This is a genomic window from Caballeronia sp. LP006, from assembly GCF_031450995.1.
Taxonomy (GTDB): domain Bacteria; phylum Pseudomonadota; class Gammaproteobacteria; order Burkholderiales; family Burkholderiaceae; genus Caballeronia.
Map to the genome: position 1 here is coordinate 40,053 of NZ_JARTVW010000004.1, position 13,749 is coordinate 53,801.

The 13,749-nt window shown below is 58.2% G+C and carries 7 protein-coding genes, 2 tRNA genes and 3 rRNA genes; 11 read left to right on the plus strand and 1 reads right to left on the minus strand.

Annotated elements, in window-relative coordinates; genetic code table 11:
* Nucleotides 1-4: 4 nt before the first annotated feature.
* Nucleotides 5-385: a nuclear transport factor 2 family protein gene (locus tag P9250_RS10345; protein ID WP_310392842.1), complete on the minus strand. Its 381-nt coding sequence runs from the start codon at nt 383-385 to the stop codon at nt 5-7.
* Nucleotides 386-568: 183 nt separating this feature from the next.
* On the opposite strand from P9250_RS10345, the gene P9250_RS10350 reads away from it, so the two are divergent.
* The 11 genes from P9250_RS10350 (at nt 569) to P9250_RS10400 (ending at nt 13,698) form a co-directional block, all read left to right on the plus strand.
* Nucleotides 569-2,983, plus strand: coding sequence for a penicillin acylase family protein (locus P9250_RS10350; protein WP_310392844.1), 2,415 nt, complete (start codon nt 569-571; stop codon nt 2,981-2,983).
* A gap of 164 nt (nt 2,984-3,147) precedes the next feature.
* Nucleotides 3,148-3,516 (plus strand): DUF4148 domain-containing protein, encoded by a 369-nt coding sequence (locus P9250_RS10355; RefSeq protein WP_244828721.1) that lies wholly within the window; start codon nt 3,148-3,150, stop codon nt 3,514-3,516.
* Between the two features lie 406 nt (nt 3,517-3,922).
* Nucleotides 3,923-5,455 (plus strand): 16S ribosomal RNA (locus P9250_RS10360).
* 64 nt (nt 5,456-5,519) lie between these two features.
* A tRNA-Ile gene (locus P9250_RS10365) sits at nt 5,520-5,596 on the plus strand.
* Between the two features lie 56 nt (nt 5,597-5,652).
* Nucleotides 5,653-5,728 (plus strand) — tRNA-Ala (locus P9250_RS10370).
* 305 nt (nt 5,729-6,033) lie between these two features.
* Nucleotides 6,034-8,914: ribosomal RNA gene (locus P9250_RS10375) — 23S ribosomal RNA — on the plus strand.
* Nucleotides 8,915-9,031: 117 nt separating this feature from the next.
* Nucleotides 9,032-9,145 (plus strand): 5S ribosomal RNA (gene rrf, locus P9250_RS10380).
* The 16S, 23S and 5S rRNA genes sit together here with 2 tRNA genes alongside, the layout of an rRNA operon.
* Nucleotides 9,146-9,345: 200 nt before the next feature.
* Complete coding sequence (locus P9250_RS10385) at nt 9,346-9,990, plus strand: hypothetical protein (RefSeq protein WP_310392847.1); 645 nt, start codon at nt 9,346-9,348, stop codon at nt 9,988-9,990.
* A gap of 53 nt (nt 9,991-10,043) precedes the next feature.
* Complete coding sequence (locus P9250_RS10390; protein WP_310392849.1) at nt 10,044-11,042, plus strand: LacI family DNA-binding transcriptional regulator; 999 nt, start codon at nt 10,044-10,046, stop codon at nt 11,040-11,042.
* Between the two features lie 90 nt (nt 11,043-11,132).
* Nucleotides 11,133-12,917: an IlvD/Edd family dehydratase gene (locus P9250_RS10395; RefSeq protein WP_310392851.1), complete on the plus strand. Its 1,785-nt coding sequence runs from the start codon at nt 11,133-11,135 to the stop codon at nt 12,915-12,917.
* Nucleotides 12,918-12,930: 13 nt separating this feature from the next.
* The gene (locus tag P9250_RS10400) at nt 12,931-13,698 is read left to right on the plus strand and encodes an SDR family NAD(P)-dependent oxidoreductase (protein ID WP_250526972.1); all 768 of its coding nucleotides are present in this window, start codon (nt 12,931-12,933) and stop codon (nt 13,696-13,698) included.
* Nucleotides 13,699-13,749: the final 51 nt, after the last annotated feature.

Below are 13,749 nucleotides of genomic sequence, written 5' to 3' on the forward strand. Positions count from 1 at the left end.
TGCATCACGTCGTAATTGAATCGCCTTCGGGCGCTTCGTGCGGCAGCGACCAGCCGAAGAATACCTGCGCGTCGTGCAGCTTGCCGGCTCGTATCGAGAGAATCTCCGTGTTGCGAAAGGCCTTGCCGTCGAGCATGCGCGCATCGTACGTGACGAACACATGTTCGCCGTCCTGCCTCATGTGAACGAAGTCGAAGGTGGCGATTGCGTTCGCGTTCGGCCAGCAACGCGCGAAGTAAGTCGCGCGGTCGAGACGGTTATCGCGAGGACTCGTGAAATGGAAGTCTTTCGCGATGAGCGCTTCGATGGCGGCACGATCCTTCTTCACATACGCTTCATATACACGTCGCGCGACTTCAACCGGGTCGAGAGTTTCGTCGGGCATGAGTTTCTCCTTTGCGATAGGCTTCGGGTTGCGAGCGCGATTCATCGTCACGTCTCATACGACGTTCGAGCGGTCGCGGAATCGACGCATGGTCACGCGTCGTGCGCAAAATCCAACAATAGCTTCGCATGAGACTTGAGTCGGAGGCGTGTGTTCCGGCTCTTGTCGACAGGAGACGGTTACATGCCAGCAAGACGCCTTATTTCCGCGCTGCTTAGCGCTGCATTGCTCGCCTCACTTCCCATTCAATCCGCCCTCGCGGACGATACCCCCACCGAAACGATTACCGTGGCAGGACTTTCCGAGCCTTCGGACATCCTGGTGGATCGCTGGGGCGTGCCGCATATCTACGCGGCCAACGACAGCGACGCGTTCTTCGTGCAAGGCTTCAACGCCGCGCGCGATCGTCTGTTCCAGATCGATCTATGGCGTCGTCGCGGGCTTGGCGAACTCGCCGAAGTCTTCGGGCCCGCGTATGTCGAGCAAGACAAGGCCACGCGGCTCTTTCTCTATCGCGGCGACATGGAGACCGAATGGAAGCGCTATGGACCCGATGCCAAGCCGGCCGCGACGCGCTTTGCAGCAGGCGTCAACGCGTATATCGACTGGCTTGCCGAGCACCCGGACCGCATGCCTTATGAGTTTCGCAAAGTCGGTTACTGGCCCGCGAAGTGGGGCGCGGACGATGTCGTGCGTATCCGCAGTCATGGCCTGACGCGTAATTTGACGAGCGAAGTGGCGCGTGCGCGCGTCGCATGCAAGAGTTCGCTCGATGCCGATTCGGTGCGCTTCGGTTTGCAGCCACAGTGGAAGCCGCAGATGCCCGCGGGTCTCGATCCATGCCTGCCCGACGATGTTCTCAAGGTCTTCACGCTGGCGACGCAAGGCGTGCGCGTGACGAAGGAATCGCTCAAGAGCGCGGATGCCTCGACTTCGATGATTGCCGCTGCCGACAATCCCGAGGAAATCACCGAGGGCAGCAATAACTGGGTGGTCGCGCCGGGCAAATCGGCGACGGGCCGCGCGATCATGGCGAACGATCCGCATCGCGCTTATGCCGCGCCGAGCCTGCGCTATATCCAACAAATCAGCACGCCGACGCTCGATATCATCGGTGGCGGCGAGCCTTCCTCGCCGGGCATATCCATTGGTCATAACGGGTCCATTGCGTACGGTCTCACGATCTTCAACATCGATCAGGAAGATCTCTACGTCTACGAGTTGAACCCCGCCGATGCGCGGCAGTACCGCTACAAAGGTGCATGGGAGCCGATGCATGTCGTGCACGAGACGATCAACGTACGCGGCGCGGCGCCCGTCAAAGCGGACCTACTGTTCACGCGTCATGGTCCCGTCATCTACACGGAAGACAGCAAGCATCGCGCATTCGCCGTGCGTACCGCATGGCTCTCGCCGGGTATGTCGCCTTACTTCGATTCCATGCGCTACATGCGCGCGAAGAACTATGCGCAGTTCAAGTCGTCGCTTGCGACCTGGGGCGCGCCCACGGTGAATCAGGTCTATGCGGACACGCAAGGCAACATTGCTTGGGTGCCAAGCGGCCTTGCGCCTGTTCGTCCGAACTGGGATGGCCTCATGCCCGTTCCCGGCGATGGCCGCTATGAATGGTCCGGGTTCTGGCCGCGCGACGCAATGCCTTCGGTCTATAACCCGTCGCAAGGGTACTTCACTACATCGAATGAAATGAATCTGCCGGCGGGCTATCCCTATGCCGAACGCAAGCTCGGATTCGAATGGACCAACGGCTCGCGGCATCAGCGTATCGACGAAGTGTTGAAGTCGCTAGACAAGGTATCGATCGAAGATTCCGAGCGCTTGCAAAACGATGATGTGTCGATACCCGCACGTCGTCTCGTCGCGTTGTTGCAGCCTCTTTCCGGCGACGATGCCGACACGCGCGCGGCACTCGGCATGCTCAAGGGCTGGGATGCGCATATGCGCGCCGATTCGGCACAGGCCGCGCTCGAAGAGGTCTGGCTCTCGCGGCATCTCGGCCGCGCATTCAAGCAAGCTGTCTTGCCGAAGGACGCGGCGGCTTCATTCGGTGCGCCGGACACGGCCGTGATGCTCGACTCGCTCGAACATCCGGCCGCGCGTTTCGGTGACAACGCTGAAGCGAAACGCGATGCCGTGTTGCTGTCGAGCCTGCGCGACGCTTATGCGGAGATGTCGCGCTTGCAAGGCAACGACGCCACGCGCTGGCAGTGGGGCGGGCTTCAAACCAATCTCAACGCGCATCCACTGGCCGATGCCGTCGATGCCGACACGCGCGCAAAGCTCAACGTCGGGCCCATGGGCAAGGGCGGCAGTGCTTATACGCCGAATCAATCGACGTATCGCGCAAGCGATTTCCGCGAGACCAATGGACCATCGTTTCGCGTGATCGTCGATGTCGGCAATTGGGATGCATCGCGCGCGGTGAATCTGCCGGGCGAATCGGGCGATCCGGATAGCCCGCATTACCGCGATCTCGCGCAGATGTGGCTCGATGGCGAGTACTTCCCGCTGCTCTATTCGCGTAAGGCCGTCGAGGCCGCGACCGAGAAGCGCGTGCACCTTGTTCCAGAGACGCGTTGATCGCGCTTGAGTTTTTAGCAGGACGATGGGAATAGATTCCGGCATGGGCGGGTTTACGAATTGAAGCCTCAGCGCTCGAAGATTCAAGAGAGTCGAGCGTGTTCGATGAGGTTCCTGGGTCGTCATCGATCCAGCCAAACCCTTTCTTGCCGGAGTCTTGCATCATGAACATCATCGCCAAGGTTGTCGTGTCGCTCGTCGTTGTCGCTGCGCCTGCGCTTTCCTTTGCTCAAGGGTCGAGCGAACCGCTCACTCGCGCGCAGGTGAAAGCCGAGCTCGTGCAGATCGAGCAAGCGGGCTATTCAGTCGGGTCGGGCGACAGTACGAACTATCCGGCCGACATTCAGGCTGCGGAAGCAAAGGTCGCCGCGCAGCAGAACACCAATGAAACGAATGAGGCATACGGCGGCATGCATGAGAGCGGCGCGGCGTCAGGGACTGTGCATCGTGGGGCTGCGTCGCCTTCGTCATCGTCATCGTCGAATGCTTGTGTCGGCCCTGCGGACTTTTGCGTTCCGTTCTTTGGAAGTTAACTTTCTAAGCCGACCAGCCATGCACTTTGCTTTTGTCTTTCGAATAACTTGCTAAAGGCTGCAAACATCGCTTAGTGGCTGCCCGAAAATTATTTTCGAAAAGGGGGTTGCCATGCTGTCTTTCGCCAGTCATAATTCGCCTCCCGTTGAATGACGGCGCGCAAGAAAGCAAGCAGACAAGCGAAGCGATCAAAGCGCAATGCTCTTTAAAAACTAACAGCCGATAAGTGTGGGCACTTGATGGCGCGAGCGGTTCTGACCTTTCGGGGTTGGGACGTTTAGCGAAAGTTATCAAGTCTCACACAGTATTAGAGGAAGGTTTATCTGTCGAGAGACGGATTGATCATCGTCAGTACGTTGAGTGAGCGACCGGTTGGTAAAACAACCGAAAACAGTAACAGGCATTGAACTGAAGAGTTTGATCCTGGCTCAGATTGAACGCTGGCGGCATGCCTTACACATGCAAGTCGAACGGCAGCACGGGGGCAACCCTGGTGGCGAGTGGCGAACGGGTGAGTAATACATCGGAACGTGTCCTGTAGTGGGGGATAGCCCGGCGAAAGCCGGATTAATACCGCATACGATCTACGGAAGAAAGCGGGGGATCCTTCGGGACCTCGCGCTATAGGGGCGGCCGATGGCAGATTAGCTAGTTGGTGGGGTAAAGGCCTACCAAGGCGACGATCTGTAGCTGGTCTGAGAGGACGACCAGCCACACTGGGACTGAGACACGGCCCAGACTCCTACGGGAGGCAGCAGTGGGGAATTTTGGACAATGGGGGCAACCCTGATCCAGCAATGCCGCGTGTGTGAAGAAGGCCTTCGGGTTGTAAAGCACTTTTGTCCGGAAAGAAAACCTACCTGTTAATACCGGGTGGGGATGACGGTACCGGAAGAATAAGCACCGGCTAACTACGTGCCAGCAGCCGCGGTAATACGTAGGGTGCGAGCGTTAATCGGAATTACTGGGCGTAAAGCGTGCGCAGGCGGTCTGTTAAGACCGATGTGAAATCCCCGGGCTTAACCTGGGAACTGCATTGGTGACTGGCAGGCTAGAGTATGGCAGAGGGGGGTAGAATTCCACGTGTAGCAGTGAAATGCGTAGAGATGTGGAGGAATACCGATGGCGAAGGCAGCCCCCTGGGCCAATACTGACGCTCATGCACGAAAGCGTGGGGAGCAAACAGGATTAGATACCCTGGTAGTCCACGCCCTAAACGATGTCAACTAGTTGTTGGGGATTCATTTCCTTAGTAACGTAGCTAACGCGTGAAGTTGACCGCCTGGGGAGTACGGTCGCAAGATTAAAACTCAAAGGAATTGACGGGGACCCGCACAAGCGGTGGATGATGTGGATTAATTCGATGCAACGCGAAAAACCTTACCTACCCTTGACATGGACGAAACCCGGGTGAGAGCTTGGGGTGCTCGAAAGAGAATCGTCGCACAGGTGCTGCATGGCTGTCGTCAGCTCGTGTCGTGAGATGTTGGGTTAAGTCCCGCAACGAGCGCAACCCTTGTCCTTAGTTGCTACGCAAGAGCACTCTAGGGAGACTGCCGGTGACAAACCGGAGGAAGGTGGGGATGACGTCAAGTCCTCATGGCCCTTATGGGTAGGGCTTCACACGTCATACAATGGTCGGAACAGAGGGTTGCCAAGCCGTGAGGTGGAGCCAATCCCAGAAAACCGATCGTAGTCCGGATCGCAGTCTGCAACTCGACTGCGTGAAGCTGGAATCGCTAGTAATCGCGGATCAGCATGCCGCGGTGAATACGTTCCCGGGTCTTGTACACACCGCCCGTCACACCATGGGAGTGGGTTTTACCAGAAGTGGCTAGTCTAACCGCAAGGAGGACGGTCACCACGGTAGGATTCATGACTGGGGTGAAGTCGTAACAAGGTAGCCGTATCGGAAGGTGCGGCTGGATCACCTCCTTTCTCGAGCTTAAACGCTCGCCCACTCAAGTGTTCACGCTTATCGGCTGTCAGAAAGACAGGCTAAGGGTCTGTAGCTCAGTCGGTTAGAGCACCGTCTTGATAAGGCGGGGGTCGTTGGTTCGAATCCAACCAGACCCACCACCCGGGCAAGCGGTGCTTAAAACGACCAAGCGAGCAGACTGAGTCAGGCACACACGGGGGGATTAGCTCAGCTGGGAGAGCACCTGCTTTGCAAGCAGGGGGTCGTCGGTTCGATCCCGTCATCCTCCACCAATCCTCAATGCACAGCGCTGAACGCGGGGTTCAACGTTGCGCATTGGCGATTGAGCCAGTCAGCGCGGGTAGGTGATCGAATTTGATCATGCTATCGGCTGTCGTTCTTTAACAATCTGGAAGAAGTAGTAAAGAGATTATTCGAAAGCACTTAGAGATGGGTGTGAGTAGGGTAATCAGGGTTGTGATTGTATCAAGTATGAAAAGGTGATCGAAAGATTGCTTTGGAATACGGCACAACGCGAATACTCAACCTATGACGGTGGGCTTAAAGGCAGCAATGCTGGCAGACACACTCGTTATAGGGTCAAGCGAACAAGTGCATGTGGTGGATGCCTTGGCGATCACAGGCGATGAAGGACGCGGTAGCCTGCGAAAAGCGGTGGGGAGCTGGCAAACGAGCTTTGATCCACCGATATCCGAATGGGGAAACCCGGCCCGAATGGGTCATCCTAAGCTGAATCCATAGGCTTAGTGAAGCGAACGCGGTGAACTGAAACATCTAAGTAACCGCAGGAAAAGAAATCAACCGAGATTCCCAGAGTAGTGGCGAGCGAAATGGGATCAGCCTGTACTCTTTATCTGTGTTGTTAGCTGAACGCTCTGGAAAGTGCGGCCATAGCAGGTGATAGCCCTGTAAGCGAAAACAGCGTGGAAGAACTAGGGGTACGACAAGTAGGGCGGGACACGTGAAATCCTGTCTGAAGATGGGGGGACCATCCTCCAAGGCTAAATACTCGTGATCGACCGATAGTGAACCAGTACCGTGAGGGAAAGGCGAAAAGAACCCCGGGAGGGGAGTGAAATAGATCCTGAAACCGCATGCATACAAACAGTCGGAGCCTCGCAAGGGGTGACGGCGTACCTTTTGTATAATGGGTCAGCGACTTACGTTCAGTAGCGAGCTTAACTGATTAAGGCAGGCGTAGCGAAAGCGAGTCCGAATAGGGCGATCAGTTGCTGGGCGTAGACCCGAAACCAAGTGATCTATCCATGGCCAGGTTGAAGGTGCGGTAACACGTACTGGAGGACCGAACCCACTAACGTTGAAAAGTTAGGGGATGAGCTGTGGATAGGGGTGAAAGGCTAAACAAACTTGGAAATAGCTGGTTCTCTCCGAAAACTATTTAGGTAGTGCCTCGTGTATCACCTTCGGGGGTAGAGCACTGTCATGGTTGTGGGGTCCATTGCGGATTACTACGCCATAGCAAACTCCGAATACCGAAGAGTGCAATCACGGGAGACAGACATCGGGTGCTAACGTCCGGTGTCAAGAGGGAAACAACCCAGACCGCCAGCTAAGGTCCCAAAGATTGGCTAAGTGGGAAACGAAGTGGGAAGGCAAAAACAGTCAGGAGGTTGGCTTAGAAGCAGCCACCCTTTAAAGAAAGCGTAATAGCTCACTGATCGAGTCGTCCTGCGCGGAAGATGTAACGGGGCTCAAGCCAGTCACCGAAGCTGCGGATGCATATTTATATGCATGGTAGGAGAGCGTTCCGTAAGCCTGCGAAGGTGCGTTGAAAAGCGTGCTGGAGGTATCGGAAGTGCGAATGCTGACATGAGTAGCGATAAAGGGGGTGAAAAGCCCCCTCGCCGTAAGCCCAAGGTTTCCTACGCAACGTTCATCGGCGTAGGGTGAGTCGGCCCCTAAGGCGAGGCAGAAATGCGTAGCTGATGGGAAGCAGGTCAATATTCCTGCACCATTGTTAGATGCGATGGGGGGACGGATCGCGGAAGGTTGTCCGGGTGTTGGACGTCCCGGTCGCTGCATTGGAGAAGGTGCTCAGGCAAATCCGGGCACATAATTCAAGGGTGTGGCGCGAGCTTCCTCGGAAGCGAAGCAATTGGAAGTGGTTCCAAGAAAAGCCTCTAAGCTTCAGTCTAATAGTGACCGTACCGCAAACCGACACAGGTGGGCGAGATGAGTATTCTAAGGCGCTTGAGAGAACTCGGGAGAAGGAACTCGGCAAATTGGTACCGTAACTTCGGGATAAGGTACGCCTCTGTAGCTTAACCAGCCTGCGCTGGAAGGGTGAAGAGGTTGCAATAAACTGGTGGCTGCGACTGTTTAATAAAAACACAGCACTCTGCAAACACGAAAGTGGACGTATAGGGTGTGACGCCTGCCCGGTGCCGGAAGATTAAATGATGGGGTGCAAGCTCTTGATTGAAGTCCCGGTAAACGGCGGCCGTAACTATAACGGTCCTAAGGTAGCGAAATTCCTTGTCGGGTAAGTTCCGACCTGCACGAATGGCGTAACGATGGCCACACTGTCTCCTCCCGAGACTCAGCGAAGTTGAAGTGTTTGTGATGATGCAATCTCCCCGCGGCTAGACGGAAAGACCCCATGAACCTTTACTGTAGCTTTGCATTGGACTTTGAACCGATCTGTGTAGGATAGGTGGGAGGCTATGAAACCGGAACGCTAGTTTCGGTGGAGCCGTCCTTGAAATACCACCCTGGTTTGTTTGAGGTTCTAACCTTGGTCCATGATCTGGATCGGGGACAGTGCATGGTAGGCAGTTTGACTGGGGCGGTCTCCTCCCAAAGTGTAACGGAGGAGTACGAAGGTACGCTAGGTACGGTCGGAAATCGTGCTGATAGTGCAATGGCATAAGCGTGCTTAACTGCGAGACCGACAAGTCGAGCAGGTGCGAAAGCAGGTCATAGTGATCCGGTGGTTCTGTATGGAAGGGCCATCGCTCAACGGATAAAAGGTACTCTGGGGATAACAGGCTGATACCGCCCAAGAGTTCATATCGACGGCGGTGTTTGGCACCTCGATGTCGGCTCATCTCATCCTGGGGCTGTAGCCGGTCCCAAGGGTATGGCTGTTCGCCATTTAAAGAGGTACGTGAGCTGGGTTTAAAACGTCGTGAGACAGTTTGGTCCCTATCTGCCGTGGGCGTTGGATATTTGAAGGGGGCTGCTCCTAGTACGAGAGGACCGGAGTGGACGAACCTCTGGTGTACCGGTTGTCACGCCAGTGGCATCGCCGGGTAGCTATGTTCGGAAGAGATAACCGCTGAAAGCATCTAAGCGGGAAACTCGCCTTAAGATGAGATATCCCCGGGGCTTCGAGCCCCTTGAAGGGTCGTTCTAGACCAGGACGTTGATAGGTCAGGTGTGTAAGTGCAGTAATGCATTGAGCTAACTGATACTAATTGCCCGTAAGGCTTGATCCTATAACCAGTGTGTTTGAACCACTGGCGAGTTATGCGTGTGCGACAATCGCCACCCAACATTTACTGCTTCTTCCCGGATTGGTTGTGTGCCCACCCGGCGCACGACAACAAGTCATGCCTGATGACCACAGCGAGTTGGTACCACCCCTTCCCATCCCGAACAGGACCGTGAAACGACTCCACGCCGATGATAGTGCGGATCTCCCGTGTGAAAGTAGGTAATCGTCAGGCTCCTCATGCAGCAACAAAAACCCCACCCCCCAAACAGGTGGGGTTTTTGCGTTTCTGCGGGGTTGGCGCGCGAGAAAACACAACGTCAACGCACCATTAGAGTCAGGCACGTTATAAGCTTCGAAGGCTGTGATTCTGTCGGTAGAATGGCAACGCAAGGTTGTCCATGCCGAACGATTAGGCTGACCTCTGGAGCGCATATGAGAACGAGTCTGTTGATCGCCGCCGTGAGCGTCTCGCTGCTATTCGCAGCCTGCGGCAAGAAGAACGATGCGAGCGAGTCCAGTCTGGGCGACGCCATTTCCGCCGATATGAAAACAGATCGCGGACTTCTGTGTCTGAATCGCAGTGGACGTGGCCCGTACACATTTCCATCGGCCTATACGAGTCGCGATCTCAACGAATATTCCGGCGCCGCGCTGCGTGAGCAACTCGCGGCGCTCGAAAAAAGCGGACTTATCGCGCGCTCCGCGGCGACGCCCGCCAATGCCAATGCCAAGCAAAATGGCATTGCATATAGCCTGACGGGCGAAGGGCAAAAGTACGCGGTTGAAACCACGCGTCCGGCTGGCGACCCGAACGCCACCAGCGATTCCCGTGTCTGGATGCTGTGCTACGCGCACGTCAAGCTCGACAAGGTCGTCAGTTGGACAGAGCCTGATCCCACCGCGCATCGTTCGGACGTCACCTACACCTATAAGCTCGATAATCCCGCGTCGTGGGTCGACGACCGCGACATCAAGCGCGCTTTCCCCGACCTGACCGCCGCCGATCGCGAAGCGGGCGAGACCAAGCTGCACGTCACGCTCGAACAGCATACCGATGGCTGGGTGCGCGTGGATTGAGGAACTTCTCGCAAGCCAGGCCGAGCGACGACGCGCCATCGGGTCCGCCCCGCATGTCCGATGTAGCGGCGCTCGCGGGCGTCTCGAAAATGACGGTATCGCGCGTGCTCGCGGGACACAGCGTTGCCCTGGCGACTCGTGAGCGCGTGCAGAAAGCCATCGAAGAACTCGGCTATGTAGCGGATGCCGCCGCCGGTGCGCTTTCATCCGGGCGGTCGGAATTTGTTGCCGTGCTCGTGCCGTCGCTCGCAAGCTCCAACTTCTCCGATACGGTGCGCGGTCTGTCCGCGTCGCTCGAACCGCATGGCTTGCAACTGCTGATCGGCGATACCGACTACGACTTGCAGCGCGAAGAACGCATCGTGCGTTCGATGCTGCGTCATCAACCACGCGCCATCGCTCTGACCGGCTCGCGTCACACGGACGCCGCCCGCGTTTTGTTGCGCCGCTCAGGCGTACCTGTCGTGGAAATGTGGGATGCGCCCGCCGAGCCGATCGATTCCGCCGTCGGTTTCTCCAACGTCAGCGCCGCGCGCGCGATGGTGCGCCATCTCGCGGAACGCGGCCATCAACGCATCGGATTTCTGGGTGGCGCGAGTGAGCTGGACAGGCGCGGCCTCGACCGGCTCAAGGGCTTTCGTTCGCAGATGAAGGCGTTCGGTCTCGACGATACCCGCGTCATCCGGCTAGGCGACTCGCCGATCACGATGAGCCACGGCGGCCCTGCAATGGCCGCGCTGCTTAAAGCATGGCCGGATACGCAAGCCGTGATGTGCGTGAGCGACATGTCCGCGTTCGGCGCGATAATGGAATGCCACAGGCGCGGGCTTCGCGTGCCGCGGGACATCGCCATTGCGGGTTTCGGCAACTTCGAGGTCGCCATGTGCTGCACGCCGTCGATCACAACCGTTTCCGTCGATGCTTACGGCATCGGTTCGCGCACGGGCGCGACGCTGCTCGAAGCGATCGAAGCGCGCGATCGCGGAGTGATGGAGAGCATGGGCAAGAAGGTACGCGTCGGTTATTCGGTATTGGCGCGCGAGAGTGCCTAGGCGCATATCGAAGTAACTCGAACGCTGCGATAAACAACCCGCCCGTGTTACCGGTAACATAACGCAATCGAAAACCACGGAGACAACCCCATGCCCCAGCATCCAACTCGCCGTCTACGTAGCCAGGAATGGTTCGACGATCCCTCGCACGCCGACATGACCGCGCTCTATGTCGAGCGCTTCATGAACTACGGTCTTACGCGCGAGGAGCTGCAATCGGGCAGGCCGATCATCGGTATCGCTCAGACGGGTAGCGATCTTGCGCCATGCAATCGCCACCATATCGAGCTTGCCGAGCGCACGAAAGCCGGTATTCGCAATGCGGGCGGCATTCCCATGGAGTTCCCCGTGCATCCGCTCGCGGAGCAAAGCCGCCGTCCGACTGCCGCGCTCGATCGCAACCTGGCCTATCTCGGTCTCGTCGAAGTGTTGCACGGCTTCCCGCTCGATGGCGTCGTTCTCACGACCAGCTGTGACAAGACCACGCCCGCATGTCTGATGGCAGCGGCGACCGTCGATCTGCCGGCCATCGTGCTGTCAGGCGGGCCGATGCTCGACGGCTGGTACGAAGGCAAGCGCGTCGGCTCGGGCACGGTCATCTGGCATGCACGCAATCTGCTTGCGGCAGGCGAGATCGATTACGAAGGCTTCATGCGACTCACGACCGCATCGTCGCCGTCCATCGGCCATTGCAACACCATGGGCACCGCGCTCTCCATGAACAGCCTCGCCGAAGCGCTCGGCATGTCGCTGCCGACTTGCGCGAGCATTCCCGCCGCTTATCGCGAGCGCGGTCAGATGGCGTATGCGACGGGCAAGCGCATCGTCGACATGGTGCGCGAGGACTTGCGGCCATCGCAGATCATGACGCGCGAGGCTTTCGAGAACGCGATCGTCGTGGCGTCGGCGCTGGGTGCATCGACCAATTGCCCGCCGCATCTGATCGCGATTGCGCGTCATATCGGTATCGAATTGAGTCTGGAGGATTGGCAGCGTTATGGCGAGGACGTGCCGCTGATCGTGAACTGCATGCCTGCTGGAGAGTATCTCGGCGAGAGTTTTCATCGCTCGGGCGGTGTGCCGGCCGTGCTCAGGCAACTCGATGCGGCCGGTCTCATCGAGCGCGCGTGTCGGACGGTATCGGGCCGCAGCATCGGCGAAATCGCGGACGACGCGCCCGCTGCCGACCGCGAAGTCATCCGCACGGCCGACGATCCGCTCAAGCACGGCGCGGGCTTCATGGTGCTGTCGGGCAATTTCTTCGACAGCGCGATCATGAAGATGTCCGTGGTCGGCGAGGCCTTCACGAAGACCTATCTCAGCAAGCCGGGCGAAGAGAACGTGTTCGAAGCGCGCGCCATCGTTTTCGATGGACCGGAGGATTACCATCGGCGCATCAACGATCCCGCGTTGAACATCGACGAGCATTGCATTCTCGTGATTCGCGGCTGCGGCACGGTGGGTTATCCGGGCAGCGCGGAAGTGGTCAACATGGCGCCGCCTGCGGAAATGATCAAGCGCGGCATCGATTCCTTGCCTTGTCTCGGCGACGGCAGGCAAAGCGGCACGTCGGCGAGTCCGTCCATTCTCAACATGTCGCCGGAAGCGGCCGTCGGCGGCGGTCTCGCGCTCTTGCGCACGGGCGACCGGATTCGCGTGGACCTGAATGCGCGTTCGGTGAACGTGCTGATCGAGGAAGGCGAACTCGAAAGCCGCCGCACGCATGCCGCGTTCGCCACGCCGCCCGCGCAAACGCCGTGGCAGGAGTTGTATCGGCAGACGGTGGGGCAGTTGTCGACGGGCGGGTGTCTCGAGCCCGCGACCTTGTATTTGAAGGTGATCGAGACGCGCGGCAATCCGCGTCATTCGCACTGAAGAGGAGACGCTCATGGCCTATGCAATCTATCCGAGCCTCGTAGACCGACATGTCGTCGTGACGGGCGGCGGCAGCGGAATTGGCGCATCCATCGTCGAGGCGTTCGCGAAGCAAGGGGCGCGCGTGTCGTTCATCGATGTCGCCGAAACCGACGCGCGCGAACTCGAACAGGCGCTCGCCAGCGAGAAGCACGCGCCGAAATTTTACCGTTGCGATCTGCGCGATACGGCCGCCATCGAAGCCATATTCGACGACATGATCGCGGCGGCGGGACCGCTCGATGCGCTCGTCAACAACGCCGCCAACGACGACCGCCATCGATGGGACGACGTGAGCGCCGCGTATTGGGACGAGCGCATGGCCGTGAATCTGCGGCATCAGTTCTTTTGCGCGCAGGCGGCGGCCAAGAGCATGCGCGCGAACCGGCGCGGCTCGATCATCAACATGGGTTCGATTTCGTGGCATCTCGCGCTGCCGGAACTCACGCTCTACATGACGGCGAAGGCGGCTATCGAAGGCCTCACGCGCGGATTGGCGCGCGATCTCGGCGCGCACGGCATTCGCGTGAATACCGTGATTCCGGGCGCCGTGCGAACGCCGCGTCAGATGAAGCTGTGGCAGTCGCCCGACAGCGAGGCCGCGCTTCTTGCGCAGCAGTGTCTGCACGAGCGAATCGATCCGGAACACGTCGCGCGGATGGTGCTCTTTTTGGCATCCGACGATGCGGCGCGCTGCACGGGGCGCGATTATTTTGTCGATGCGGGATGGTTTGGAACCTGAGCGTTACGGCCAGGACGTTCCATGTGTCGTCTGCCCGTAACGTAACGTACA